We start from the raw sequence: 26,933 nt of genomic DNA, 5'->3' as shown, positions 1-26,933 counted from the left end.
TTCCCCGAGCCCTCCGCGGAATGCGTGGACGCCACGGTGATGTTGACTGTTCACATGGCAACACGTGCGCGCGTCAGGGCCCCCGAACTGATCGGCAAGGGCGGCTGGCTCAATACAGGCGACCGGCAGTACACCCTCGCTGACCTGCGAGGGCGCATTGTGATCTTGGATTTCTGGACGTTCTGCTGTGTGAACTGTCTGCATGTCCTCGATGAGCTCCGCGAGCTGGAGGAGAAGCACCGCGACACCGTGGTGATCATCGGCGTCCACTCGCCGAAGTTCGTCCACGAGGCGGAGCACCAGGCCGTCGTCGACGCCGTCGAGCGGTACGAGGTCCACCACCCGGTACTGGACGACCCCGAGCTCGCCACCTGGAAGCAGTACGCCGTACGTGCCTGGCCGACGCTCGTCGTCGTGGACCCCGAGGGCTATGTCGTCGCCCAGCACGCGGGCGAGGGCCACGCCCACGCCATCGAGAAGCTGGTCGAGGAGCTGGAGGCCGAGCACGCGGCGAAGGGCACCCTGCGCCGCGGCGACGGACCCTATGTGGCGCCCGAGCCGGTGGCCACGCACCTGCGGTTCCCCGGCAAGGCCCTGCTGCTGGCCGACGGCGGCTTCCTGGTCTCCGACACCACCCGCCACCGTCTGGTCGAACTGGACGCGGACGGCGAGAGCGTCCGGCGTCACTTCGGGTCGGGCGAGCGCGGGCTCGTGGACGGCGGGCCCGACGACGTCCGGTTCAGCGAACCGCAGGGGCTGGCAGTGCTGCCCGACGGGCGGATCGCCGTCGCCGACACGGTCAACCACGCGATCCGCGCCCTCGACCTCACGACCGGTGTGACGACCACCCTCGCGGGCACCGGCCGCCAGTGGTGGCAGGGAGCCCCCACCAGTGGCGCGGCCCGCGAGGTCGACCTCTCCTCGCCGTGGGACGTCGCCTGGTTCGACGGCCGGCTGTGGATCGCCATGGCGGGTGTGCACCAGCTGTGGACCTACGACCCCGAGGCCGGCACCGTCCGGGTCGCGGCCGGCACCACCAACGAAGGGCTGGTCGACGGGCCGGGTGCGGAGGCCTGGTTCGCCCAGCCGTCCGGGCTCGCCGCGACCGAGGACCGGCTGTGGGTCGCCGACTCGGAGACGTCCTCCCTGCGCTACGTCGACCGCGGGGGTGCCGTGCACACCGCTGTCGGCACCGGCCTCTTCGACTTCGGCCACCGCGACGGCGCAGCCGCTCAGGCGTTGTTCCAGCACCCGCTCGGCGTCACCGCCCTGCCGGACGGGTCCGTCGCCGTCTGCGACACGTACAACCACGCCCTGCGCCGCTACGACCCGGCGAGCGACGAGGTCACCACGCTGGCCACGGATCTGCGCGAGCCCAGCGACGCCGTGCTGGTCGACGGCGACCTCGTGGTCGTCGAGTCCGCCCGGCACCGGCTGACCCGGCTGCGGCTGCCCGAGGAGGCGGTACGGGTCGCCGACCAGGCGCACCGGACCCAGCGCGCGGCGACCGCGATCGCTCCGGGCACGCTCCGGCTCGATGTCGTCTTCCAGGCGCCCGCCGGCCAGAAGCTGGACACCCGCTACGGGCCCTCGACCCGGCTGCTGGTCTCCTCGACGCCGCCGGAGCTGCTGGCCGCGGGCGAAGGCGCGGGCACCGACCTCTTCCGCGACCTGGTCCTCGCCGAGGGCGTCACCGAGGGCGTCCTGCACGTCTCCGCGATGGCCGCTTCCTGCGACGACGACCCGGCGAACGAGTACCCGGCCTGCCACGTCCACCAGCAGGACTGGGGCGTCCCCGTCACCGTGACCGCCGAAGGGGCCTCGCGGCTGCCGCTGGTGCTCGCGGGCATGGACGAGCGGGGCTGAGAGCGCGTCGGCCGGGATGACGGACGAGCAGGGCTGAGAGGACGCGACCGGGACGGGCGCGCGGGACCACCGTCGTCCGCCCCGGCCGTCTTCGCTGCCGTCGGCTCCGGGACGGGCGCGCGGGACCGCCGCCGTCGCCCCGGCCGTCTTCGCTGCCGTCGGCCCCGGGACGGGCGCGCGGGACCACCCCCCGGCCCCGGCCGTCCTCACCGTCACCCGCCCCCGCAGGCCTTCACCTGCCGTCGGTCCCGGGGCCGTTCACCCGTCGTCGGCGAGCCGCCGGACCGCTTTCTCGTACCGCCGCACGTACTCCGGCCCCGAGGAGACCCGCAGCAGCGCCTCCAGCGCCCGCACCGCGCCCACGTCGTAGCCGGCCCGCTCGGCCTCCGTGGCCGCCTGGTCCAGCAGCAGGACTCCCTCGTCCTCCGCGCCCAGGGCGAGCTGCGCCTCGCCGCTGACGGTCGTCAGGAGCACCCGGCGGGCCGCCTCCTCGTGCTCGGGGCCCAGCTCGAAGGCGGCGCGGGCGGAGTCCAGGGCGTCCTGTGGGCGTCCTGCGGTGAGCTGCATGCGGGCGAGGTGCTGGAGGGCGAGCATCTCGGTGTGCGCGTCGGGTTCCTTCCTGGCCAGCTCCAGCGCCCGGCCGCAGCCCTCCATGGCCACGTCGAGGCCGCCCTGTTCGGCCTGGACGATCGCCAGGTTGATCAGGGCCGTCGCCTCGCCGAGCCGGTCCCCGGCCTGCCGCGCGAGGCCGGGCGAAGGCTCCAGAAGGGCCACGGCCTCGCTGGTCCTGCCCTCTTCCGACAGCACCCAGCCCAGCAGATTGCGCACCCGGGACTCGGCGTACGGATCGCTTCGCGCGACTGCCGCGGCCAGGGCCAGTTCCAGCATCGGGGCCCAGCCGTCCCGTGCCCGCCACACCACGTGCGGCCACTGGAGCAGGATGATCCGCCAGGCCCGGTCCTCGAGTCCTGCGGTGCGGGCGGCGGCAGCGGCCAGGGAGAGGTCCTCGCGCTCGGCCGCGAGCCAGTCCATCGCCGCGTCCCGGCCGGTGAAGTCCCGTACGGCGGCGGGCCGGTGAAAGTCGTCCGGCAGCACGAAGCAGGGCTCGCCGCCGGGTTCGGCCGTGTCCGCGGCGGCCAGCGCGGTGGCGATGTAGTGGTCGAGCACGCCGAGGAGCGCGTCAGGCCCGGCCGCCGGGTCGAGCCCGCGGGCGTAGAGCCGCACCAGGTCGTGCAGTATCCAGCGCCCGGGTCCGGCCTCGGTCACCAGATGAGCGGCGGCGAGCCGTTCCAGCGCGGCCGCGGCGACGACCGGGTCGCTGCCGGCGAGCGCGGCGGTCGTGTACGGGTCGAAGTGGCTGCCCGGGTGGTGGCCGAGCCGGGTGAAGTGGCGGACGGCGTCCGGCGGCAGCTGCTGCACGGTCAGCCGCAGCGCGGCGGAGACCCCGGTGTCCTCCACGGCGAGGTACGTCAGCCGGCTGCGCTCGTCGGCGAGTTCGTCCGCCATGTCGGCGAGCGTCCACTGCGGGCGTCCCGCCAGCCGGGCCGCCGTGACCCGCAGGGCGAGGGGAAGTCCGCCGCAGAGCTCGGCGAGCCGCCGGGCCGCGACCGGTTCGGCGGCGACCCGCTCCTCGCCCAGCACCCCGGCCAGGAGCGCGGTGCCGTCCGGCGGCTCCAGCACGTCCAGCGGCACCGGGACGGCGGCGTCCGAGGCGATGAGGCCCTCCAGCCGGTGCCTGCTGGTGATCAGCGTGACGCAGTCCGTGCCGCCCGGCAGCAGCTGCCTGACCTGGGCGGAGTCACGGACGTTGTCGAGGACGACGAGCAGGCTGAGCCGGTCGGTCAGCGAGCGGAACAGCGCCGCGGCGCCGGTGACGGACTCCGGGACCCGGCGGGGCGCGACGCCGAGCGCGAGCAGGAACTCGCGCAGGACTTCCAGGGGGGTCGGCTCACCGGTGTCGGAGAACCCGCGCAGGTCGGCGTAGAGCCGCCCGTCCGGGAACGCCGCGGGGGACCGGCGCGCCCAGTGCAGGGCCAGCGCGGTCTTGCCCACCCCGGCCGGTCCGGTGAGCAGACAGACGGGTGCCTCGCCGGCCGCGGCCCGGGACAGCGCGGTGAGTTCGGCGCCGCGCCCGTGGAAGCCGCGGGGTGCGCGGGGCAGCAGGTCGGTGGGGTGCGGCGTGGTGCCGGGGTGCGTCGGCGGCAGGACGAGCGGGGCGCGGGTCGGAGCGGCGGGGTCGGGCACGGCGGCGCGTGCCGGGACCGTTCCGGCGCCGTCAGGGGCCCCGGGCGCGCGGTCGGCCTCGGGCACATCGGGCAGGTCACCCGGTGACCGGTCGCCCGCCGGGTCCGGATCGCCGCGCAGGATCTGCGCGTACGCGTCGGCCAGCTCGCGCCCCGGGTCGATGCCCAGCTCGTCGGCGAGCATCCGGCGCGTGCGGTGGAAGCGGTCCAGCGCCTCGGACTGCCGGCCCGACCGGTACAGCGCCGTCATCAGGGCCGCGGCGAGGGACTCCCGCATCGGATGGGCGTCGGCCTCGGCCCGCAGGACCGCCGCCGCCCGGTGGTGCTCCCCCAGCACGGCGTAGGCGCGCGCCAGCTGCTCGACCGTCGCCAGCCGGGACTCCTCCAGCGCGTGCGCGGCAGCCTGGAGCGGCGCGCTGGCGTACGTACCGGTGAGCGCGGGCCCCTGCCACAACGACAGGGCCTCCTTCAGCATGAGCACGGAGTCGGCCGGGCTGCGCTGCTCCCGGGCCAGCATCAGCAGTTCCTCGAACCGCTGGGAGTCCAGCAGGGTCTCCGGCGCCCGCAGGACGTAGGCGTCGCCGAGCGTGGCCAGTTCGACCCCGTACGCCTCCGCGTCCGCACTCGTCAGCAGGACGCGCAGCCGGGACACATGGCCCTGAATGACCGTGCGGGCGTGCAGGGGCGGGTCGTCGTCCCACAGGCAGTCCGTCAACCGCGCCATGGAAACAGGTGTGTTGGCGCGCAGCAGCAGTGCGGCGAGCAGGCTGCGGCGCTTGGCGGGGCCGAGTGGCAGCGGTCCGGTCAGCGTGTCGACGCAGACGGTGCCGAGCAACCGGAACTCCACGAGCGGCTCTCCCATTCCCGGGCGTGACGCGCCCGGTTCCGGGTCACGGACAAGCGGCCAGAATATCGGGGGTTCCGCCCTGTCCGCCAAGGGGTGCGCCCGCCCGGCGGGGCGCACCCACGCAGGTCACAGCCGCCGTTCGTCGTCACCCACCACGGTGGTGGTGGGCGGCACGACCATGCGGCGCCGGCGCATCACGCTCGCGTAGACGAAGACACCGATGATGCCGACGATCATCATGATCCAGCCGACCATGTCGACGTTGACCGAGTCCATTTCCCAGTCGGTCGCGAAGGCGAGTATCGCCCCTGCACCGATGAGGATGATGCATCCTCCGAGTCCCATGAGTTCTGCCTCCTTGACGGCCGGAAGCTCCGGGCCGTGTGCGAGACGGGTACCCGGTCCGGGAACGGCCATGCCCCCGGCGCCGGTCCGGGGCGTCCGCGTGGGACGGGCCGGACGCCGCGGATATCGCTAGGCCAGGGACTCCTGCGTCGGGACGACGACCCCGTACAGGTCGGTGATGGTGGCGAGGGCGCCTTGGTGCACCTGGTCGGAGTCGAGTTCGCGGCCGGCGACCGGCAGGGAGCGGGTGGCGCAGGCGTCGGCCACGACGGTGGGCCGGTTACCGCGCAGGAAGGCGCCCTGCGCGGTGAACTGGACGCACATGTGGGTCATGAACCCGGCGATGACGAGGTCGGTCCGGCCCGCGGCGTCGACGTGCTCGCCCAGGTCGGTGCCGACGAAGGAGTCCGGTGCCTGTTTGACGACGACGGTCTCGCCGTCGGCGGGCGCGACCGCCGGGTGGATCCGGCCGATCTCGGCCCGGATGTCGTACGCGGACCCTTCCCCGCCGTCGTTGATCACGTGGATGACCTTCGTGCCCGCCTCGCGGGCCCGTGCCAGGAGCCGGGCGCCGGCGTCGAGTGCGGCCTGCCAGCCGTCCAGTTCCATCACACCGGTCGTGTAGGTGTTCTGGTAGTCGATGAGGACGAGGGTCGATTCGGCGAGCTTCGCGGGGGTGTCGTCGAGGCCGTTGAGCTGACGCAGCGTCGTTCGGGGCATGACTGTGGCACCTGGGTTTCGGTCGGGGAGCGCGGTCCCACCGGATCGGTGGGCGCACTTACGACGCTAAGACACGCTCCGCGTGTCGGCAATGTCGTCTAACCTGCAGAAACAGACACCCCGGCTGGAGCGGAAACAGGAGGCGCGAGGCCCGTGAGCACCGTTGACCGGCTGGTCGTCATCGTCCTCTTCGACGGCGTGGACCTGCTCGACGTCACCGGGCCGCCCGAGGTGTTCTCCCTCGCGCGCCGTGAGGCGGCGGAAGCGGCGGGCTACGAGGTGGTCCTGGCCGCCGAGACGACTGCCCCCGTCACCACGTCCGCCGGGGTCCGGATCCTCCCCGACCTCACCTTCGACGACCTGGCGGCGAGGAGTATCGACACCCTCCTGGTGCCCGGAGCGGTGGAGACCGACGGGCAGGGGCGTGTGCACCCGCTCACCGACCCGGCCGTGGTGCGCCGGGTGGAAGCGCTCGCCGGGCGCACGCGCCGGGTCACGTCCGTCTGCGTCGGCGCGCACATCCTCGCCGCCGCGGGACTCCTCGACGGCAAGCGGGCGACCACGCACTGGTCGACCGCACAGCGACTCGCCGACGACCACCCGCTGGTGGAGGTCGACGCCGATCCCATCTTCATCCGCGAGGGAGACGTGTGGACCGGCGCGGGGATCAGCGCCTGCCTCGATCTGTCGCTCGCCCTCGTCGCCGACGATCTGGGCGAGGCCGTCGCGCTGCGGGTCGCCCGGCAGCTCGTGATGTACCTGAAGCGGCCGAGCGGGCAGAGCCAGTTCAGCGTTCCGCTGGAACAGGTCTCCACGACCCGGCGCATCGAGGACCTGCGGCACTACATCATGCGGAACATCGCCGAACCGCTCACCGTCGCGGACCTCGCCGCGTACGGCCACATCGGAGACCGGCAGCTCACCCGGATCTTCAAGACCGAACTCGGCACGACGCCGCACGCCTACATCGAGTCGGTCCGCGTCGAGAGGGCCCGCAACCAGCTCGAATCCACGGACGCCACCCTTGAACGGGTCGCGTCCGCCTGCGGGTTCGGCACCGTGGACACCCTCGTCAGGGCGTTCCGCCGCAGGCTGGACACCACCCCGACCGAGTACCGCCGCCGCTTCCGGACAGGCCCGCAATGACAGCGGTCCCCCTGCCCGATCGGGGCAGGGGGACCGGCGGAGCGTGTCGTCAGCCCGCCAGGAACGACGCCAGCGCGGTGGCCAGCAGATGCGGGTCGTCGGCGCCGCACAGCTCACGGGCGCTGTGCATCGACAGGATGGCCACGCCGATGTCGACGGTCTGGATGCCGTGCCGGGCGGCGGTGATCGGGCCGATCGTCGTCCCGCAGGGCATCGCGTTGTTGGAGACGAACGTCTGCCACGGCACGCCCGCCTTCTCGCACGCCGCCGCGAACACGGCCCGGCCGCTGCCGTCCGTCGCGTACCGCATGTTGACGTTGACCTTGAGGATCGGTCCGCCGTTGACGACCGGGTGGTGCGTCGGGTCGTGACGCTCCGCGTAGTTCGGGTGGACCGCGTGGCCGGTGTCCGAGGAGAGGCAGACGGTGCCGGCGAAGGCGCGGGCGCGGTCCTCGTACGTACCGCCGCGGGCGAACACCGAGCGCTCCAGGACCGTGCCGAGCAGCGGTCCGTCCGCGCCGGTGTCGGACTGCGAGCCGTTCTCCTCGTGGTCGAAGGCGGCCAGTACCGGGATGTACGGGATCTCGGCGTCGGGCTGCCCGGCGACGGCGGCGAGCGCCGCGGTGGCCGCGTGCACCGACAGGAGGTTGTCCATGCGCGGACCGGCCACCAGCTCGCGGTCACGGCCCAGGTAGGACGGCGCCTCGACGGGGTGCGTCATCAGGTCCCAGCCGGTGACGTCCTCGGCGTCGACGCCCGCCTCCTCGGCGACGAAGCGGATGAGGTCGCCCTCCGCGACGTCACCGAGCCCCCAGATGGGCTGCATGTGCTTCTGGCGGTCCAGCTTGAGCCCGTCGGTGTTGGCCGACCGGTCCAGGTGCACGGCCAGCTGGGGGACGCGCAGCAGCGGCCGGTCGATGTCGACCAGGCGATGCGTGCCGTCGTTCAGCGAGATCCGGCCGGCGAGGCCGAGGTCGCGGTCCAGCCAGGTGTTGAGGAGCGTGCCGCCGTAGATCTCCACCGCGACCTGCCGCCAGCCGTGCACACCGGTGTCGGGCAGCGGCTTCACCCGGAGGTTCGGGGAGTCGGTGTGCGCGCCGACGATCCGGAACGGGGTGTGCGCCCCGGCGCCCTCCGGCACGTACCAGGCCACGATGGCGCCGCCCCGCAGGACGTACTTCCCGCCGGTCGTCCCGTCCCAGGCCGCGGTCTCCTCGACCTGCCGGAAGCCGGCCTTCTCCAGCCTCGCCGCGGCGCTCGCCACGGCGTGGTACGGGGAGGGGGCGGACATCAGGAAGGCCATCAGATCGTCGGTGTGGCCGCGGTCGAACCGGAGGGAGGAACTCATGTTCTTCACTCTAACCAGGCCCGGCCCGGAGGATTCACCGTAGTGCCCCCGGGGCCACCGCTATCCTCCGGCAACGGCGGCGGAGGGCTTCTCGCCGTTCTGCGCCTGCTGGGCGCGCTCGGCGAACACGGCGGCGAACTCCTTCACCTCCTGGTCGGAAACCGCCTTCTTGCCCTGGGTCCCGGTGCTGATGCCGAGCACGGTCGTGCCGACCCGGAGCTGGGTGATGGTGGCGGGCCCGCCCATGGTGCCCATCCCGGCGCGGTTGGCCTCGCGTTCGTCGCCCGGTTCGCCGATGTCCACCGGCACCGCGCCCACGCCGACCCGGTCGCCGCCGTAGTACTCGACGATGGCGTCATAGGCGGTGTCGGCGGTCTTCTCGTCCGGGTAGGCGAGCACCCAGTAGTTGAGCGAGGTGACGTCGGGTTTGCGCACGTAGGCGGCGACGCCGTAGTAGGTGATCTTGCCGCAGGCCGTGGCGCGCTTCGCCTTGTCCTTCGTCAGGCAGACCGTCGGCGGGTACTCCCGGACCGGCTCCTGGGCATCGGGCTCCAGCTGCGTCCGCCAGCCCGGCATGGCCTTCGCGTCGGGCAGGACCGCGGAGACCTCCGCCTTGCCGAGCGCCTTCGCGGCTCCGCCGCCGTCGTCCCCGCTGCCGCAGCCCGCGACCAGCAGCAACAGGACCGCCCCGGCCGCCGCGCCCCGTATGTACCTGTGCCCGTCCACTCGGCTCATGCGCCGGCCTCCCCCTCGTCAACGAGGTCCGATCATAGGGAAGAAGGCGCAGACGACAGCACCGCCACCCGAAAGCGTGTCCGGGTGACGGTGCGTGGTGACGGTCTTGAGGGCGGAAGCTTCTAGAACGCGGCCTCGTCCAGCTCCATCAGGGAGTTGTCGACGGCCTCGGCGAGCGCGCGCTCGGCACCGACGCCCGGCAGGATGTTCGCGGCGAAGAACTTCGCGGCGGCGATCTTGCCCTGGTAGAAGGCGACGTCCTTCGGGGAGGCGGTCGGCAGCTTCTCGGCGGCCACGGCCGCGCCCTTCAGCAGCAGGTAGCCGACGACGACGTCACCGGAGGCCAGCAGCAGACGGGTCGAGTTGAGGCCGACCTTGTAGATGTTCTTGACGTCCTCGCCGGTCGCGGTGAGGTCGGTGATCATCGTGCCGACGATCGCCTCCAGGTCCACGGCGGCCTTCGCGAGGTGGTCCAGCGCGCCGGACAGCTCCTCGTTGTCCTGGGCGCCCGCGAGGAACTTCTTGATCTCCTCGGAGAGCGCGTTGAGCGAGGCGCCCTGGTCGCGGACGATCTTCCGGAAGAAGAAGTCCTGGCCCTGGATGGCCGTCGTGCCCTCGTACAGCGTGTCGATCTTGGCGTCACGGATGTACTGCTCGATCGGGTACTCCTGGAGGTACCCGGAGCCGCCGAACGTCTGGAGCGACTGCGCCAGCTGCTCGTACGACTTCTCGGAGCCGTAGCCCTTCACGATCGGGAGCAGCAGGTCGTTGAGGCCGTGCAGCGCCTTCGCGTCCTCGCCCGCGGCCTCCTTCTCCTGGATCGCGTCCTGGACGGAGGCGGTGTACAGCACGAGGGAGCGCATGCCCTCGGCGTACGCCTTCTGCGTCATGAGCGAGCGGCGCACGTCGGGGTGGTGCGTGATGGTGACCTTGGGGGCCGTCTTGTCCATGAACTGCGACAGGTCGGTGCCCTGGACGCGCTCCTTGGCGTACTCCAGCGCGTTGAGGTAGCCCGTGGAGAGCGTGGCGATGGCCTTCGTGCCGACCATCATGCGGGCGAACTCGATGATGCGGAACATCTGGCGGATGCCGTCGTGCTTGTCGCCGATCAGCCAGCCCTTGGCGGGGTGCTGGTCGCCGAACGTCATCTCGCAGGTGTTGGACGCCTTGAGGCCCATCTTGTGCTCGACGTTCGTCGCGTACACGCCGTTGCGCTCGCCCAGCTCACCCGTGGTCCAGTCGAAGTGGAACTTCGGGACCATGAACAGGGAGAGGCCCTTGGTGCCGGGTCCGGCGCCCTCGGGGCGGGCCAGCACGTAGTGAATGATGTTCTCGGACATGTCGTGCTCGCCCGAGGTGATGAAGCGCTTCACGCCCTCGATGTGCCAGGAGCCGTCCTCCTGCTCGACGGCCTTCGTGCGGCCCGCGCCGACGTCGGAACCGGCGTCCGGCTCGGTCAGCACCATCGTCGAGCCCCACTGCTTCTCGACGGCGATCTCGGCGATCTTCTTCTGCGCCTCGTTGCCCTCGTCGAAGAGGATGCCGGCGAACGCCGGGCCGGAGGAGTACATCCACACGGCCGGGTTGGCGCCGAGCAGCAGCTCCGCGTAACCCCAGATCAGGGAGCGGGGCGAGGTCGTGCCGCCGATCTCCTCGGGGAGGCCGAGACGCCAGTACTCGGAGTCCATGAAGGCCTGGTACGACTTCTTGAAGGAGTCCGGGACCGGTGCGGTGTTGGTCTCGGGGTCGAAGACCGGGGGGTTGCGGTCGGCGTCGGCGTAGGAGTCGGCGAGCTCGTTCTCCGCGAGGCGGGTGACCTCGTCGAGGATGCTCTTCGCGGTCTCGACGTCCATCTCCGCGAACGGTCCGGTGCCGTACAGCTTGTCGCGCCCGAGGACCTCGAAGAGGTTGAACTCGATGTCGCGGAGATTCGACTTGTAGTGCCCCATGGGAAGGCTCCGTAATCAATAGCAGTGGCGCGCAGCGCCCCGTGTGCAGGGGTGGCCCGGACGTATCAGCTGACCTCTACGATGATGCTACCCGTCAGTAATAAGACGCAACCCCTCAAGGGCCGGATGTGTCCGATTACTCTTTGCTCCATGTACGGCTACGACCAGAACCAGGGCGCACAGCAGCCGATGGGTGGCGGCTACGGCGAGCAGCCGCTGTATCCCGAACCCTCGCCGCCCTCGCTGGGCGACGCGGTACGGGCCTTCACGACCGGCTCGCTGGCCGCCGAGGACTTCCAGCAGATCTTCGCGACGTCGAAGGTCTACTGCCCGCGCGGTGACAATCCGGGCTTTCTCGCGCTGCACAACACCCAGCAGCCCGTGATCCCGATGTTCACCACGCTCAAGGAGCTGAGGCTGTACGCGGGCAAGGAGTCCAAGTACTTCGTGATCACCGGGGCCGAGGTGATCGATCTGCTGCCCACCGGCTACGGCTTCGTCCTGGACATGGAGGGCGAGCACCGCATGGTCTTCGACGCCAAGGCCGTGGAGCAGATGGTCGACTTCGCGATGCGCCGCATGTACGGCTGATCGCAGGCCGTCGGGAGGGGGTCCGTGCCGCTGGGCGGTACGGGCCCCTTTCTGCTGCTCCGGCGGGGTTTTCGTCGCTCCGGACCGGGGATTCCGCCGCTCCGGACCGCGCGGGAATGGATGGCGCCTTGCGGGATGTTCACCATTCAACTAAATTGGTTCCAGAACAGTCCCCCGGAGGTGGCTCCCATGCCCGCAGTGACCGTCGAAAACCCGCTGACCCTGCCCAAGGTCGCCGCCGCCGGCGACGCCGCGGCCCGTCCCGTGCTCGCCGTGACCACGGCGCCGAGCGGGTTCGAGGGCGAGGGCTTCCCGGTCCGCCGCGCCTTCGCGGGGATCAACTACAAGCACCTCGACCCGTTCATCATGATGGACCAGATGGGTGAGGTGGAGTACGCCGCAGGAGAGCCGAAGGGCACTCCGTGGCACCCCCACCGCGGCTTCGAGACCGTGACCTACCTGATCGACGGCACCTTCGTCCACCAGGACTCCAACGGGGGCGGCGGCACCATCCAGAACGGTGACACCCAGTGGATGACGGCCGGATCGGGGCTGCTCCACATCGAGGCGCCGCCGGAGTCCCTCGTCATGTCGGGCGGCCTCTTCCACGGCCTCCAGCTCTGGGTGAACCTGCCCAAGGCCGACAAGATGATGGCCCCGCGCTACCAGGACATCCGCGGCGGCCAGGTCCAGCTGCTCGCCTCCCCCGACGGCGGCGCGCTGCTCCGGGTGATCGCGGGCGAGCTCGACGGCCACGAGGGCCCGGGAGTCACCCACACCCCCATCACGATGATCCACGCCACCGTGCGCCCCGGCGCCGAGGTGACGCTGCCCTGGCGCGAGGACTTCAACGGCCTCGCGTACGTGCTCGCCGGCCGCGGCACCGTCGGTGAGGAGCGCCGTCCCGTCCACATGGGCCAGACCGCGGTCTTCGGAGCCGGGTCCTCGCTGACCGTCCGCGCGGACGAGCAGCAGGACGGGAACACCCCGGACCTGGAGGTCGTGCTGCTCGGCGGCCGTCCCATCCGGGAGCCGATGGCGCACTACGGACCGTTCGTGATGAACAGCCAGGCCGAACTCAAGCAGGCCTTCGAGGACTTCCAGGCCGGCCGCCTCGGCACCGTGCCCGCCGTCCACGGAATGTGAGCCCCGCTGCCGCCGTATGACGGTTCATCACTCGTACGGCGGCGCAGGCGGGACACCACTGCCGCGGCGTGATCGGGTGGGAGGGTGCAGACCCAGAAGCCCCTCCTGCCCGATGCCGCCCGGCGTGCGGCCGCGTGGTGCGGTGTCGTCCTGCTGGTCGCGGGTGTCGCCGCCGTCCTCGTCTTCCTCTGCATCGTCTTCAAGACCGCCGTCACCCCGGTCCTCCTCGCGCTGCTGGGTACCGGACTGCTCGGGCCGGTCCACCGCCGGATGGCCGCCCACGGGGTGAACCGCTCCGTGGCGGCCGGGCTCACCTGCGCCGTGCTCGTCGCCGTGGTCGGCGGGGCGGGCTACATCGTCGTCACCGCGCTCGTCGACACGGGCGAGCAGATCGTCCAGTCGCTGAAGGACGCCGCGCAGTGGGTCATCGACCACTTCGGGATCGAGGACGGCGCGAACGTGGACGACCTCGCGGGCAACGCCAAGACCCTGGTGGAGAAGTTCGGTGCGAGCGCCGCGGGCGGACTCCTCTCCGGGATCAGCCTGATCGGTTCGCTCGTCGCCACCAGCGTCCTCGCCCTGCTGCTGACCTTCTTCTTCCTGCGCGACTCCGACCGAGCCGTGAAACTCGCGCACTCCATCGCGCCGCGCGGCACCGGCGACCTCGTCGAGGCGATGGGCCGGCGGGCCTTCGAGGCCGTCGAGGGCTTCATGCGCGGGACGACGCTCATCGCCCTGATCGACGCCGTCTGCATCACGGTGGGCCTGCTGATCCTGCGCGTGCCCGGCGCGGTGGGGCTCGGTGCGCTGGTCCTGGTCGGCGCCTACATCCCGTACCTCGGCGCCTTCATCTCCGGCGCCGTCGCGGTCCTGGTGGCGCTGGCGGACCGGGGGCTGGTGATCGCGCTCTGGGCGCTCGGGGTCGTTCTCGCCGTCCAGGTGCTGGAGGGGCATGTCCTCCAGCCGATGATCCAGAGCCGTACGGTCCAGATGCACCCCGCCATGATCCTGATCGCGCTGACGGCGGGCGCGAGCGTGGCGGGGATCCTCGGGATGCTGCTCGCGGTCCCGCTGTGCGCGGCGGCCTTCGGCGTCCTGGGCGAGCTGCGCCCGGGTGGCCCGGACGCCCCGGAAGTGCCCGGAGGGGCGGCCGCGGGGCCGTCGGCGTAACGCCCGCGCGGCTGCCTACGGCTCCGAGAGCTCCGCCGACTCGTACAGCTCGAACCAGATCGACTTCCCCGAGCCCCGCGGGTCCACCCCCCACGCGTCGGCGAGCATCTCCATCAGCACCAGGCCGCGCCCGCTCGACGCCATCTCGCCGGGCCGCCGCCTGTGCGGCAGCTCGTCGCTGCCGTCGGACACCTCGACCCGCAGTCGCCGCTCCCCGTGCTCACCGGTCGCCTGCGCGACCATCAGCGCGTCGCCGTCCGTGTGGACCAGCACGTTCGTGGCCATCTCGGAGACCATCAGCACCGCCGAGTCGACCTGCTCCTCGTCCGCCCAGTCGTGCAGCAACTCGCGCAGCAGCGCGCGGGCGGCGGCGATCCGTTCCGGTTCCGCCTGGGCGATGGTCAGCGCGATACGGCGGGGCGCGGCCCGGTGCGTCGTGGAGGCCTCGCGCCGCAGCAGCAGGAGCGCTATGTCGTCCTCGCGCCGGTCGGCGAGGGGCCCCGTCGTGTGGTGCGAGGCCGGTCCGTGCACGGCCTGCACCAGCTCGTCCGCGAGCTTCTCCAGATCCCCGGTGTGCCCCTCCAGGATCGGCCGGAGCCGGACCCAGCCGGTGGCCAGGTCGTGCCCGCCGGTCTCGATCAGGCCGTCCGTGCACAGCATGATCGTTTCCCCGGCCTCCAGCGTGATCCGGGTCGCCGGGTAGTCCGCGTCGGCCTCGATCCCGAGCGGCAGCCCGCCCTCGGTCCGGCGGATGACGGCGGTCCCGTCGCCGGTCATGACCACGGGGTCGGGATGACCGGCCCGCGCGATGTCGAGGACGCCGGTCACGGGGTCCGCCTCCGCGTACAGGCAGGTCGCGAAGCGTGCCTCCGGCTCCTCGCCGTCCTCGTACGCGTCGGTGAGCCCGGACAGGAAGCGCGAGGCGCGCGAGAGCACCGCGTCCGGGGGGTGCCCCTCGGAGGCGTACGCGCGCAGGGCGATCCGCAGCTGGCCCATCAGCCCCGCGGCCCGCACGTCGTGCCCCTGGACGTCGCCGATGACGAGGGCGATGCGGCCGTTGGGCAGCGGGATCATGTCGTACCAGTCGCCGCCGACCTGGAGGCCGCCCCCGGTCGGGACGTAGCGGGCGGCGACCGTCATCCCCGGGATGTCGGGCCCCAGGGACGGCATCATCGAGCGCTGGAGCCCCAGCGACAGTTCCCGCTCCGTCTCGGCGACCCCGGCCCTGGCGAGCGCCTGGGCGAGCATCCGGGCCACGGTCGTCAGCACCGACCGTTCGTCCGGCGAGAACGAGACCGGGTGCCGGAACCCGGCCATCCAGGTACCCATCGTGCGGCCCGCCACGATCAGCGGCAGGAAGGCCCAGGACCGGCGCCCGAACCGCTGGGCGAGCGGCCAGGTGGCCGGATAGCGGTCGCGGTAGTCGTCGGCGGTCGGCAGATAGACGGCCCGGCCGGTCCGGACGACCTCGGCGGCGGGGTAGTCGGTTTCCAGCGGCATGTCGCTGAACGGGCCCTCGTCGCCCATGTTGTGCCCGTGGTGGCCGATGATCGTCAGCCGTTCGCCCTCGACCCCGAAGACCGCCAGCCCGTCCGGCGAGAACCCGGGCATGGAGAGCGAGTAGGCCACCCGCAGCACCTCCGCCGTCGACCGGGCCTCGGCCAGCGCCCGTCCCGCGTCGAGCAGGAACGCCTCGCGGGAGCGCCGCCAGTCGCCGGTGATCGGGGTGTGCGCCCCGGTGGTGCCGGGCTGCGGCTCGGCGACCTCCTGGAGCGTGCCGACCAGCACGTAGTCCGCCTCGGAGCCCGCCTCGGGCCGCAGCGGTTTGGAGCGGCTCCGGACGGTCCGCAGCACCCGTCCGTGCTCGTCCACGATCCGCACCCGGGCCTCGGCGAGCGTGTCCTCGGCGACGGCGAGGTTCACCACCGCGTAGATCTCGTTCCAGTCGACGGGATGGAAGCGGGAGCGCACCTCCGACTCACGGAAGACGCTGTGCTCGGCGGGCAGCTCCAGGAGCCGGGCCGCCTCCGCGTCGAGCGTGACCGTTCCGGCCCGGTTGTCCCAGCGCCAAAGGCCGGTCGCCGTCGCGGCCAGGACTTCCTCGGTGCGCATTGCCCCACTTTAGACCGGCATGTGCATGCGGGGCAGCGCCAGAGCCCCGCCGACGATCTTGGCGCGATCAATGACAATGAAACGGTCCGGTCGCGGGCGGTAGCCTGGGGTGGCTGAATCATCCCCCAACCGCGAAGACTGGATGAACGACGATGCATCGGTACAGGTCCCACACCTGCGGCGAGCTCCGCGCCTCTGACGTCGGCACCGACGTCCGGCTGAGCGGCTGGCTGCACAATCGCCGAGACCTGGGTGGCATCCTCTTCATCGATCTGCGCGACCACTACGGTCTGGTGCAGCTCGTCGCCCGTCCCGGTACCCCCGGCAACGACGCCCTGGCGAAGCTGACCAAGGAGACCGTCGTACGGATCGACGGCAAGGTCTCCGCCCGCGGCGCCGACAACGTGAACCCGGAGCTGCCGACCGGCGAGATCGAGATCGAGGTCACCGAGGTCGAGGTGCTCGGTCAGGCCGCCCCGCTGCCCTTCACGATCAACGCCGAGGACGGCGTCAACGAGGAGCGGCGCCTGGAGTACCGCTTCCTCGACCTGCGCCGCGAGCGCATGCACCGCAACATCATGCTGCGCTCGTCCGTCATCGCCGCCATCCGCTCCAAGATGGTGGCCCTCGGCTTCAACGAGATGGCGACCCCGATCCTCGCCGCGACCTCCCCCGAGGGCGCCCGTGACTTCGTGGTCCCGTCCCGCCTGAACCCGGGCAAGTTCTACGCCCTTCCGCAGGCACCGCAGCAGTTCAAGCAGCTGCTGATGATCTCCGGCTTCGACCGCTACTTCCAGATCGCGCCGTGCTTCCGCGACGAGGACGCCCGCGCCGACCGTTCGCCGGGCGAGTTCTACCAGCTCGACGTCGAGATGTCGTTCGTCGAGCAGGAAGACGTCTTCCAGCCGATCGAGAAGCTCATGACCGAGCTCTTCGAGGAGTTCGGCAACGGCCTCCCCGTCACCTCGCCGTTCCCGCGCATCCCGTTCCGCGAGTCGATGCTGAAGTACGGCAACGACAAGCCGGACCTGCGGGCCCAGCTGGAGCTCGTCGACATCTCCGACATCTTCGCGGACTCGGAGTTCAAGGCCTTCGCCGGCAAGCACGTCCGTGCCCTGCCGGTGCCGGACACCGCGGGTCAGTCCCGGAAGTTCTTCGACGGCCTCGGCGCGTACGCGGTCGAGCACGGCGCCAAGGGCCTCGCCTGGGTCCGCGTCGGCGAGGACGGCACGCTGGCGGGTCCGATCGCCAAGTTCCTCACCGAGGCGGACATCAAGACCCTCACCGAGCGTCTGTCCCTCGTCCCCGGCCACGCCGTGTTCTTCGGCGCGGGCGAGTTCGACGAGGTCTCCAAGATCATGTCCGTCGTCCGCGTCGAGGCCGCCAAGCGCGCCGGCCACTTCGAGGAGGGCGTCTTCCGCTTCTGCTGGATCGTCGACTTCCCGATGTACGAGAAGGACGAGGAGACCGGCAAGATCGACTTCTCGCACAACCCGTTCTCCATGCCCCAGGGTGGCATGAAGGACCTGGAGGAGAAGGACCCGCTCGACATCCTGGCGTGGCAGTACGACATCGTCTGCAACGGCATCGAGCTGTCCTCGGGCGCCATTCGTAACCACGAGCCCGAGGTCATGCTGAAGGCCTTCGAGATCGCCGGCTACGAGGCCGAGACCGTCGAGCGGGAGTTCGCGGGCATGCTGCGCGCGTTCCGTCTCGGCGCTCCGCCGCACGGTGGCATCGCCCCGGGCGTCGACCGCATCGTGATGCTGCTGGCCGACGAGCCCAACATCCGCGAGACCATCGCCTTCCCGCTCAACGGCAACGCCCAGGACCTGATGATGGGTGCCCCGAGCGAGCTGGACGAGACGCGGCTGCGCGAGCTGAACATCCAGCTCCGCAAGCCGGTCGCGTCGGCCAAGGAGAAGGCGGAGGCCAAGGACTCCGTGGCGAGGGACACCGGCGCGAAGTAGGCGTCGGCGCTCCGCTTCGGTTCCACGTGAAACAGTCCCCGGCCGCCCGGCCGGGGACTGTTTCCGTGTGTGCGGCGCACGCCCACCCCGGTTCCGGGTCCCTCCTGCTGCCCACGGACACATGGCTGCGTGCATACAAGTACATGAATCACCCGAACGGTGAGACCCGGATGGCCCTCGCGCCGGATTGGCGGACGGCGACTGCGGCAAAGACTGCCTGGGCCGACCCCGGCGCAGCGCGGACCCCGGCCCGTGTCCGCAGAGCCCCGGAGCCGGCCACCTACCGCTGAGGAGCCCTCCGTGCCCGTGCCCCGTCCGCGCGTTCCGCTGCGCCTCCCGTACGTCATCTGCGCCGCCCTCCTGCTGCTGCTGGCCGGGTGCGGGGCGGGGCCGCTCGCCGGGATGGGCGGGAGCGGCGCCACCACGAAGGCCGCGGGCGCCTCCGGCGTACCGGGACCGCCCGGGGCAGCCGGTGCACCCGGCGCCCCGGGCGCACCCGGCGCCCCGGCGCAGTCCCGGGCAGCCGTGCCGCCCGCTCCCGCGCCGCCGAAGGAGATCCCGGGGCTGGGGCCGCAGACCCGCGCGCAGATTCCGGCCGGGGCCCACCAGGCGTTCGTCGTCACCGGCCAGTCACCGGACTCCAACCGCTCCACGGCCGTGCTCTACACCCGGGACGACCCGGCCGTCGGCTGGCGGGCGGCCCGCGCGCCCTGGCCCGCGCACAACGCCCTGAACGGCTGGACGGCCGAGCACTGGGAGGGCGACCTGCGCTCGCCCGTCGGCGTCTTCACCCTGACCGCGGCGGGCGGCCGCCTCGAACCGCCGGACACCGCCTTCCCGTACGACCTGAGCCCGGACTTCAAGGTGGAGGGCGAGGGCTTCCACGGGGAGCCGCTGGAGGGCTCCTTCGACTACGTGATCGCCATCGACTACAACCGGATCCCCGGCACCTCGCCCCTGGACCACACCCGCCCCCTGGGCGACGAACGCGGCGGCGGCATCTGGATCCACGTCGACCACGGCGGCCCCACCCAGGGCTGCGTCTCGGTCACCGAGGACCGGATGAAGGAACTGCTGAGCGTCCTCGACCCGGCGAAGGAGCCGGTCATCGTGATGGGGGACGCGGCGTCGCTGAGCCGCTGAGGCCCCTGTGGGGCCGGGTCCTTGGTGTGGGTGCCCCCCGGTCCGGGGCGCGGGGTTCCGTCCTCAAGCGCCGGACGGGCTTGGTTCGGGTGCGGGTTCCTTGTGGGGTGCGCTTGTGGGTGGGGGCGGGGCCCCTCCGGGGCGTCTCCTCAGAAACTGGCGTGGCAACGTACGCCGTTGCGGGGGCCGGGTAGTACGCCATTTTCCTGCGGGGACGCCCCTGCACGGCCCCACCCGACGCCGTCGTGCGCCCGCGCCCCGGTGGCACCACCGGTGGAAGAACCGGGGGCACGGGCGCACTCCGGCCGGGTCCGGGGGCGTGCAGGGGCGTCCCCGCAGGACGACGAACGGATACCGGGGTCCGTTGCGTGGGACTGGAAACGTTCGTCGTTCGAGGAGACGCTCCGGAGGGACCCCGGACCCCCATCCACCGGGTGAAGGCGCACCCCGCGGGGCTCGGCGCCCAACCCAAGCCCGTCCGGCGCTTGAGGACGGAACCCCCGACCCCGGGCCGGGTCAACCGAAACACGGAGACCCGGCCCCGAAGGGCCGAGGCCCACGACCCGGGACCGGGTCAACCGAAACGTGAAGACCCGGCCCCGAAGGGGCCTACGGCTTCTCCTCCAGGCGCGGGAACAGCACCGCGCCCTTCGTCACCGTCGCCCCCGCGGGCAGCCGGCCCCACGTGGCCGCGTCCTGCACGCGCTGGTCGGACAGGGCGCCCAGGGACTCCTCGGCGCCCAGGGACTCCCACAGCTTCTGCGAGGTGTCCGGCATGACGGGGTTCATCAGGACCGCGACACCGCGCAGCGCCTCGGACGCCGTGTACAGGATGGTCGCGAGGCGGGCCTTGCCCTCCGGCGACTCGTCCTTGGCGACCTTCCACGGCTCCTGCTCCGTGATGTAGCCGTTGACCTGCTTCACGAAGTCGAAGACCGCCAGGATGCCCGCCTGGAAGTCCAGCTCCTCACCGATCTTCAGGTCGGCCGTGGCGACCGCCTTGGCCAGCCCCTCCTGGACCGCCCGCTCCGCCTCGCCCGAGGCCGTGGCCTCGGGGAGCGTGCCGCCGTAGTACTTGCCGACCATGGCGGCGAGGCGCGAGGCCAGGTTGCCGTAGTCGTTGGCGAGCTCGGAGGTGTAGCGGGCGGTGAAGTCCTCCCACGAGAACGAGCCGTCGCTGCCGAACGCGATGGCCCGCAGGAAGTACCAGCGGTAGGCGTCCACGCCGAAGTGCGAGGTCAGGTCCTGCGGCTTGATGCCCGTCAGGTTCGACTTCGACATCTTCTCGCCGCCGACCATCAGCCAGCCGTTGGCCGCGACCCGGCCCGGCAGCGGCAGGCCCTGCGCCATCAGCATCGCCGGCCAGATCACCGCGTGGAAGCGCAGGATGTCCTTGCCGACCAGGTGCACGTTCGCCGGGAACGTACCGTCGAACTTCTCCTGGTTGGCGCCGTAGCCGACCGCCGTGGCGTAGTTGAGCAGGGCGTCGACCCACACGTAGATGACGTGCTTCTCGTCCCACGGGACCGGGACGCCCCAGTCGAACGTCGAGCGGGAGATCGAGAGGTCCTGCAGACCCTGCTTGACGAAGTTCACGACCTCGTTGCGCGCGGACTCCGGCTGGATGAAGCCGGGGTTGGCCGCGTAGAACTCCAGCAGCTTCGGGCCGTACTCGCTGAGCTTGAAGAAGTAGTTCTCCTCCTTGAGGATCTCCACCGGCTTCTTGTGGATCGGGCACAGCTTGACGCCGGCCTCGTCCTCGATGAGATCGCCGGGGAGCTTGTACTCCTCGCAGCCCACGCAGTACGGGCCCTCGTACCCGCCCTTGTAGATCTCACCCTTGTCATGCAGGTCCTGCACGAACTCCTGCACACGGTCGGTGTGCCGCTTCTCCGTCGTACGGATGAAGTCGTCGTTCGCGATGTTGAGGTGCTCCCAGAGGGGCTTCCACGCCTCCTCGACGAGCTTGTCGCACCACGCCTGGGGCGTGACGTTGTTCGCCTCGGCCGTGCGCATGATCTTCTGACCGTGCTCGTCCGTGCCGGTGAGGTACCACACCTTCTCGCCGCGCTGGCGGTGCCAGCGCGTGAGCACGTCGCCTGCGACGGTCGTGTAGGCGTGGCCCAGGTGAGGAGCGTCGTTGACGTAGTAAATGGGGGTCGAGACGTAGAACGCCGTCGCCCCCTGCTTCTCGGATCCAGTGGCCGCCATGGTCGAAATCCTAACGGTCCGGGGGAGATCCACTCACACCGATAAACCCGGCCGGGAGTGCCGGGAGCGCGGAGAGCTTTGCGAAACATCTGTTCCGGTAGCAAAGACGCATCCTGGGAGGGAGTGGACACGCATGCACGAGGCAGGGGACATCACGATGCGGGTACTGGTCGCCGAGGACGAGGAGATCCTGGCGGAGCTCGTCGCCACCGGACTGCGGCGGGCCGGGTTCGCCGTCGACACGGTGTACAGCGGTGACGCCGCCCAGGCCTACCTGGGGCTGCACGACTACGACGTCGTCGTCCTGGACCGCGATCTGCCCCGGGTGCACGGCGACGACGTGGCCCGCGGTCTTGTCGCCTCCGGCTCCCGGACCAGGATCCTGATGCTGACGGCCGCCGGGTCCATGGAGGACCGCGTCTCCGGCCTCGACCTGGGTGCCGACGACTACCTGGGCAAGCCGTTCGAGTTCCCCGAGCTCGTGTCGCGGGTCCGCGCCCTGCGCCGGCGCAGCGCCCGCCCCGTACCGCCGCAGCTGGTGCGGCACGGCATCCGGCTCGACACCGTGCGCCGCACCGCGACCCGGGACGGCCGGGAGCTGGACCTCTCGCCGAAGGAGTTCACCGTGCTCCAGTTGCTCCTGGAGGCCGACGGCGGGACGGTCAGCGCCGAGGAGCTCCTGGAGCGGGCCTGGGACGCCAACGCCGACCCCTTCACCGGAGCCGTCCGCGTCTGCATGAGCAAGCTGCGCGGAAAGCTCGGGGAGCCGGCCCTGATCCGTACCGTCCAGGGCGTGGGGTACGCCCTGTGAGTATCTGGGCACGGGTGCCGCACGCCACGATCAGGACCCGCATCGCGCTCGTGTACGGGGGCGTCTTCCTGGTCCTCGGCACCGCGCTCCTCGCCACGGTCAACCTCGCCTCCCGGGCCGGTACCGACTCGCAGGCCCGCGCCATCGCCCGTACCGCCGCGGTCGTCCAGCCCGGATACGCCGTCAACGGTCCTCTCGTCACCCGGGGCAGCCTCGGGCCGCCGACCGTCTACGACCTCACCGACGATGTCAGCAACGCGGCCGGGGACCAGCTCCTCAACTGGTCCGCGGCCGCCCTGCTCGTGATGACGGCGTGCGCGGTGGGCGTGGGGTGGTGGACGGCCGGGCGGCTCCTGCGGCCCGTCCACGAGATGACCGCGAAGGCGCGCCGGCTCTCCGCGCACACACTGCACGAGCGGATCGCCTCCAGCGGGCCCGACGACGAGTTGAAGGAGCTGGGTGACACGCTGGACGCGCTGCTTGCCCGGCTGGAGAAGGCCTTCGACAGCCAGCGCCGGTTCATCGCCAACGCCTCGCACGAGCTGCGCACACCGCTGGCCACCCAGCGGGCGGCGATCCAGGTGGGCCTGGAGGACCCGACTCCGGACGATCTCGTACGCACCCGGCAGACGCTCCTGGACAACAACCGGCGCAGTGAGCGGCTCATCGAGGGCCTGCTGGTGCTGGCGCGCAGCGAGCGCGGCCTGGAGAAGGGCGAGCGGGAAGCCGTGGACCTGGACCGGGTGGTGGCGGAGGAGGCGGGCCGGTACCCGGGGGTGGCGGCCGACGCCGAGCTCTGCGTGGTGCGCGGGAACCGGCCGCTGCTGGCCCAGCTGGTGGCCAATCTGGTGGCCAACGCGGTGACGTACAACGTGCCCGGCGGGAGTGTGGAGGTGTCCCTGGTGCCGGCGGGCGCGGGTGCGCTGCTGGAGGTGCGCAACAGCGGTCCGGTGGTGGAGGCGGCCGACATCCCGGGCCTGTTCGAGCCGTTCCGGCGCGGTGAGGGCAAGGACCGGATGGGGGCGGGCTCGGGACTCGGTCTTTCGATCGTCCGCTCCATCGCCCTGGCGCACGGCGGTACGGTCACGGCGGTGCCGGGCCCGGAGGGCGGGCTCGCCGTGACCGTACGACTCCCGGTGGATCAGGCGTTGGCGGCGACCCAGGCGGGCAGCGCGGCCAGCGCCTCGCGGTAGAACGCGGCGTCCGCGACCTCGCGCGGGGCGGGGCCCGCGTGGAAGAAGCCGGCGTTCGGGGCGTCCAGCTTCCGCAGGAAGTCGAAGCCCTTCGCGTCCTCGTCGCCGAACGCGACGAACTGGAAGAACAGCGGCAGCCGTGCCGCGTCGTCGATCGCCTGCCGGGCGGCCTGCTTGACGTCCGGCGGGCCGTCGGTCTGGAAGATCACCAGCGCCGGCCCGGTGGACCCGGACTTCTCGTAGTGCGTGACGACCTCTTCGACGGCGCGGTGGTAGTTCGTCCGGCCGAGCCGTCCGAGTCCCGCGTTGAGCTCGTCGATGCGGCCCTCGTGGCCCTCCAGTCCGACCGTGGCGGTGCCGTCGATGTCGGTCGAGAAGAACACGACCTGGACGGTGGCGCTCTCGTCGAGGTGTGCGGCGAGCGCGAGCGTGCGGTCGCCCAGGTGCTGGGCGCTGCCGTCCTTGTAGAACGGCCGCATGGAACCGGAGCGGTCCAGGACCAGGTAGACGGTGGCGCGCAGGCCGGTGAGGCCGTGCGCCTTCAGCCCGGCCTGGGCGGCCTTGTACGGCCCCACGAGCTCGGGCGCGCGGGCCTTGACCTTGGCGAGGGTGAGCGCGGGCTTGCCGGCGGGGGCGGCGGGGGCCGCCTCGGCCAGGGGCTCGGGGGTCGGTTCCGGTTCGGGGGCCGGGTCCATGTCGATCGTGATCGGTTCGGGCTCGGCGACCGCCGCGGCCACGACCGGCTCGGGCTCCGCGACCGGTTCCGCGACGACCGGTTCGGGCTCGGCAAGGGCCTCGGCCACGACCGGCTCGGGCTCGACCACTGCGGCAGGGGCCTCGGCCGCCGTCTCCTCGGGCTCCGGCACCACGGCCTCGGGCTCCGGCACCACGACGGCCGCCACGGGTTCCGCTTCGACCTCCGGAGCGGGCGGGGCCACCGGCTCCACGGCCTCGGCCTGCACCGGCTCGGCAGCCTCCACGGTCTCCGCCGCCTGCACCGGCTCGGCAGCCTCCACCGGCTTCGTCCGGGACCCCGATCCCTGTGACGGAACCGTGGGAGCGGTCTTGGGGGCGGGCGCGGCGGCCTTGTCGAAGGCCGCGGCCACCAGGTCCGCCGCCACCCCGGCGTCGTCCTTCGTGGACCGGGACGTGGTGGACGGGGCCGACTCCGAAGAGGCCGGGGCCGGTACCGACACCTTGACCGCCGGGGCGGGTTCGGCCGCGGGCTCGTCCACCGTCACCGGCTCCGGGGCCAGGGTGCGCTCGCCCTGGGCCGGGACCGTGGCCGTCGTCGGCTCGTCCTGCTCCGTGCGGTCACGGCCGAACACCTTGCGCAGCAAGCTCCGAATGCCCATGGGCGAGGCCTTTCGCATGAGTTGGGTGCGATGAATGTCCGTACTGCGGGAATTGATCCCTGGCCAGGGCGGATACGTAAGGTTAGCGGCCGGATCCGGCCCTTCGTCGGCGCGGCCCGCCCGTGGGAGAACTGAACCGCAAACGATCCCGTACCGAGTCCTGTGACCGGGGTGTGGGGACCTCATGGATGTCATCGGTAAGTCGTTCACACACGCCTTCGAGGTGCCTGTTCGCGTTGCTAGCGTGAGCGGCCGGTGCGTCTGACAAACAGTCAGGGGCACCGTTTCCGTTATCCGCAGATGTGAAAAGAAGGGCTCTCGTATGAAGAACCCATCCCGCCGAATACGTCTCGCGGCCTGTGCGGTGGCGGCCGGGGCGATGCTTTCCGGCCTCGCGCCCACGGTCGGTGCGAGCGCGGCGCCCATCGCCGGACCGGCCTCGGGGATCCCGGCCGCGGACGATCCCGTACCGGAGCACGAAGGCATGCCGGACGACGGCTTCGACGACGAACCCGAGAGTGAGCAGGACGACTTGGCCGGCGCCGCCGCGGCCGGTGCGAGCAGGGGCGCCGTGGCGGCGGCCCCGGTGCCGGGGCGCCCCGCCGACTTCAAGCTGGCCAAGGGCACGGACCTGTCCGGGCTCGTGACGAAGCTGGACGCGGGACTCCCGAAGCAGGGCCTCACGGAACTGCTGGAGCAGGCCAACCGCCCGGCCGCCGACTGCGGTGCCGCCGGTATCTACGGCCCCGACCTGACCGTCAGCCACCGGATCTGCTGGAAGGCCGACGACGACGCGACGTCCAAGGAATGGGTGCCGCAGGCCATCTCGGGTGTCTCGGACGCACAGGAGGACGAGGACTGGGGCACGTCCGACGCCGAGCCGGTCGCCGTGGGCAGCTACGACGCGGTGAACCCGGGACGAAGCGACTACATCGCGGGGCGCGACAACTGTCTGGAGAGTTCCGCGTCGGACGCCTGCAACGAGAAGGGCATCCGGGTCACCTTCTTCAACCAGGCCACCGGAAAGTACCGGCATGTGCTCCTGGTGTGGCCCTACATCAACTCCAAGGACCACATATCCTTCGACGCCCTGCACGCGCGCGAGGGCCGGTGCAACCCCGTCATCGTCACGGGCTGCGCCGCGCAGAACGGCATCCACGCGGGCGGCATGGTCTGGTACGGCAACTACCTCTACGTCGCCGACACCGCCAACGGCCTGCGGGTGTTCGACCTCCGCACGATCATGGACCTCAACCCGGACAACGACGCGGCCGTCAACGACCCGACGCCGGACGGCCTCGAAAGTGACGTCCAGGACAAGAAGCAGGTCGGCCGGCAGAACAACGTCTGGTACGCGTACGGCTACCGCTACGTCATGCCGCAGGTCGCCACGCTGAAGTTCACCACGGCGAAGAACGGCGGCACCACCAGCCTGAACCAGTGCTACGCGACCGGCCGGCCGAAGGCCTCGTACGTCTCGCTGGACCGCACCGACACCGACCACATGGTCCTCGGCGAGTACTGCAACACCAACAACGGCGGCACCAGCCCCGGGCGGGTGGGCGCCTATCCGATGAGCGCGCTGACCGCCGCGGTCGAGGGTGCGACCGGGACCGCCGCGAGCGCCGACGAGGCCTACGGTCTGCCCACCGGGGCGGCGTTCGGCGACGAGGACCTGTGGCACAAGATCCAGGGCGCGATGCGGTACGAGGGCAAGTGGTACTTCCACCGCAGCAACGCCTACGACAACGGCCGGCTGCTCCAGGCCACCCCGGGCACGGTCGGCGGAACGACGCAGCTGGTCGGCAACCCGAAGACCCTGCAGACGTCGTTCGGGCCCGAGGACCTCTACCTCGCCCATGGGCGCGGTGACGGGTTCGCACCCCAGCTCTGGTCGCTGAGCGAGCACGCGCCGGACGCCACGAAGTGCCCGACGTGCAAGCGGGAGGTGTACAGCTACAACTTGTCCGAGGTGATCGGCGACTTCGGCTGATCCCGGGCGGCCACCTCCGTACGGGCCGCCGAAGGACAG

Annotated in this window: 19 protein-coding genes; 10 read left to right on the top strand and 9 right to left on the bottom strand. The window is 71.6% G+C overall.

What is annotated here, in order from left to right:
• Nucleotides 1-54: 54 nt before the first annotated feature.
• On the top strand, nt 55-1,866 hold the full coding sequence (locus tag OG446_RS18085) for an NHL domain-containing thioredoxin family protein (RefSeq protein ID WP_328895032.1): 1,812 nt from the start codon (nt 55-57) through the stop codon (nt 1,864-1,866).
• Nucleotides 1,867-2,124: 258 nt separating this feature from the next.
• Here OG446_RS18085 and OG446_RS18080 read toward each other — a convergent pair whose 3' ends face one another.
• From OG446_RS18080 to OG446_RS18070, 3 genes are all read right to left on the bottom strand, one after another.
• A complete protein-coding gene (locus tag OG446_RS18080) occupies nt 2,125-4,956 on the bottom strand; it encodes an AfsR/SARP family transcriptional regulator (RefSeq protein ID WP_328895031.1) in 2,832 nt (943 codons plus the stop codon).
• A gap of 126 nt (nt 4,957-5,082) precedes the next feature.
• Nucleotides 5,083-5,301, bottom strand: coding sequence for a DUF6458 family protein (locus OG446_RS18075; protein WP_328895030.1), 219 nt, complete (start codon nt 5,299-5,301; stop codon nt 5,083-5,085).
• 129 nt (nt 5,302-5,430) lie between these two features.
• The gene (locus OG446_RS18070) at nt 5,431-6,021 is read right to left on the bottom strand and encodes a cysteine hydrolase family protein (RefSeq protein ID WP_328895029.1); all 591 of its coding nucleotides are present in this window, start codon (nt 6,019-6,021) and stop codon (nt 5,431-5,433) included.
• Nucleotides 6,022-6,174: 153 nt separating this feature from the next.
• Here OG446_RS18070 and OG446_RS18065 point away from each other — a divergent pair, with 153 nt between their 5' ends.
• A complete protein-coding gene (locus OG446_RS18065) occupies nt 6,175-7,167 on the top strand; it encodes a GlxA family transcriptional regulator (protein ID WP_328895028.1) in 993 nt (330 codons plus the stop codon).
• Between the two features lie 49 nt (nt 7,168-7,216).
• On the opposite strand, the gene OG446_RS18060 is transcribed toward OG446_RS18065, so the two are convergent.
• The 3 genes from OG446_RS18060 to OG446_RS18050 form a co-directional block, all read right to left on the bottom strand.
• The gene (locus OG446_RS18060) at nt 7,217-8,515 is read right to left on the bottom strand and encodes a M18 family aminopeptidase (protein WP_328895027.1); all 1,299 of its coding nucleotides are present in this window, start codon (nt 8,513-8,515) and stop codon (nt 7,217-7,219) included.
• Nucleotides 8,516-8,575: 60 nt separating this feature from the next.
• Nucleotides 8,576-9,250 (bottom strand): hypothetical protein, encoded by a 675-nt coding sequence (locus tag OG446_RS18055; protein ID WP_328895026.1) that lies wholly within the window; start codon nt 9,248-9,250, stop codon nt 8,576-8,578.
• Between the two features lie 122 nt (nt 9,251-9,372).
• Complete coding sequence (locus tag OG446_RS18050; RefSeq protein ID WP_328895025.1) at nt 9,373-11,199, bottom strand: acyl-CoA dehydrogenase; 1,827 nt, start codon at nt 11,197-11,199, stop codon at nt 9,373-9,375.
• A gap of 150 nt (nt 11,200-11,349) precedes the next feature.
• Between OG446_RS18050 and OG446_RS18045 the strand changes: the two genes are divergently transcribed.
• The 3 genes from OG446_RS18045 to OG446_RS18035 all read left to right on the top strand — a co-directional run bounded on the left by OG446_RS18045 (nt 11,350) and on the right by OG446_RS18035 (nt 14,106).
• The gene (locus OG446_RS18045; RefSeq protein WP_018522179.1) at nt 11,350-11,790 is read left to right on the top strand and encodes an SseB family protein; all 441 of its coding nucleotides are present in this window, start codon (nt 11,350-11,352) and stop codon (nt 11,788-11,790) included.
• 189 nt (nt 11,791-11,979) lie between these two features.
• Nucleotides 11,980-12,936: a pirin family protein gene (locus tag OG446_RS18040; protein WP_219573270.1), complete on the top strand. Its 957-nt coding sequence runs from the start codon at nt 11,980-11,982 to the stop codon at nt 12,934-12,936.
• Between the two features lie 84 nt (nt 12,937-13,020).
• Nucleotides 13,021-14,106 (top strand): AI-2E family transporter, encoded by a 1,086-nt coding sequence (locus tag OG446_RS18035; protein ID WP_328895024.1) that lies wholly within the window; start codon nt 13,021-13,023, stop codon nt 14,104-14,106.
• Nucleotides 14,107-14,121: 15 nt separating this feature from the next.
• Here the strand turns inward: OG446_RS18035 and OG446_RS18030 are convergent, their stop codons facing one another.
• On the bottom strand, nt 14,122-16,218 hold the full coding sequence (locus OG446_RS18030) for an ATP-binding SpoIIE family protein phosphatase (RefSeq protein WP_328895023.1): 2,097 nt from the start codon (nt 16,216-16,218) through the stop codon (nt 14,122-14,124).
• Nucleotides 16,219-16,370: 152 nt separating this feature from the next.
• Here OG446_RS18030 and aspS point away from each other — a divergent pair, with 152 nt between their 5' ends.
• Both aspS and OG446_RS18020 read left to right on the top strand, forming a co-directional pair.
• Nucleotides 16,371-18,188 (top strand): aspartate--tRNA ligase, encoded by a 1,818-nt coding sequence (aspS, locus tag OG446_RS18025; RefSeq protein WP_328895022.1) that lies wholly within the window; start codon nt 16,371-16,373, stop codon nt 18,186-18,188.
• A gap of 300 nt (nt 18,189-18,488) precedes the next feature.
• Nucleotides 18,489-19,331 (top strand): L,D-transpeptidase family protein, encoded by an 843-nt coding sequence (locus OG446_RS18020; protein WP_328895021.1) that lies wholly within the window; start codon nt 18,489-18,491, stop codon nt 19,329-19,331.
• 609 nt (nt 19,332-19,940) lie between these two features.
• Here OG446_RS18020 and metG read toward each other — a convergent pair.
• Nucleotides 19,941-21,542, bottom strand: coding sequence for a methionine--tRNA ligase (metG, locus tag OG446_RS18015; RefSeq protein ID WP_328895020.1), 1,602 nt, complete (start codon nt 21,540-21,542; stop codon nt 19,941-19,943).
• Between the two features lie 157 nt (nt 21,543-21,699).
• Between metG and OG446_RS18010 the strand changes: the two genes are divergently transcribed.
• A complete protein-coding gene (locus OG446_RS18010) occupies nt 21,700-22,353 on the top strand; it encodes a response regulator transcription factor (protein ID WP_326666483.1) in 654 nt (217 codons plus the stop codon).
• Nucleotides 22,350-23,546 carry a sensor histidine kinase gene (locus OG446_RS18005; protein ID WP_328895019.1) on the top strand — a complete coding sequence of 399 codons (1,197 nt, stop codon included), beginning with the start codon at nt 22,350-22,352 and terminating at the stop codon, nt 23,544-23,546. The genes OG446_RS18010 and OG446_RS18005 overlap by 4 nt, the downstream gene beginning before the upstream one ends.
• Here the strand turns inward: OG446_RS18005 and OG446_RS18000 are convergent.
• Complete coding sequence (locus tag OG446_RS18000; protein ID WP_328895018.1) at nt 23,495-24,901, bottom strand: VWA domain-containing protein; 1,407 nt, start codon at nt 24,899-24,901, stop codon at nt 23,495-23,497. The two genes, OG446_RS18005 and OG446_RS18000, sit on opposite strands and share 52 nt — an antisense overlap.
• A gap of 322 nt (nt 24,902-25,223) precedes the next feature.
• Between OG446_RS18000 and OG446_RS17995 the strand changes: the two genes are divergently transcribed.
• Nucleotides 25,224-26,894 carry a hypothetical protein gene (locus tag OG446_RS17995; protein WP_328895017.1) on the top strand — a complete coding sequence of 557 codons (1,671 nt, stop codon included), beginning with the start codon at nt 25,224-25,226 and terminating at the stop codon, nt 26,892-26,894.
• The last annotated feature ends 39 nt before the right edge of the window (nt 26,895-26,933 follow it).

Origin of the sequence: Streptomyces sp. NBC_00236 (assembly GCF_036195045.1) — a bacterium.
GTDB lineage: Bacteria > Actinomycetota > Actinomycetes > Streptomycetales > Streptomycetaceae > Streptomyces.
The sequence above is the reverse complement of the archived record's forward strand: the minus strand, read 5'-3'. Positions and strand labels throughout refer to the sequence as shown.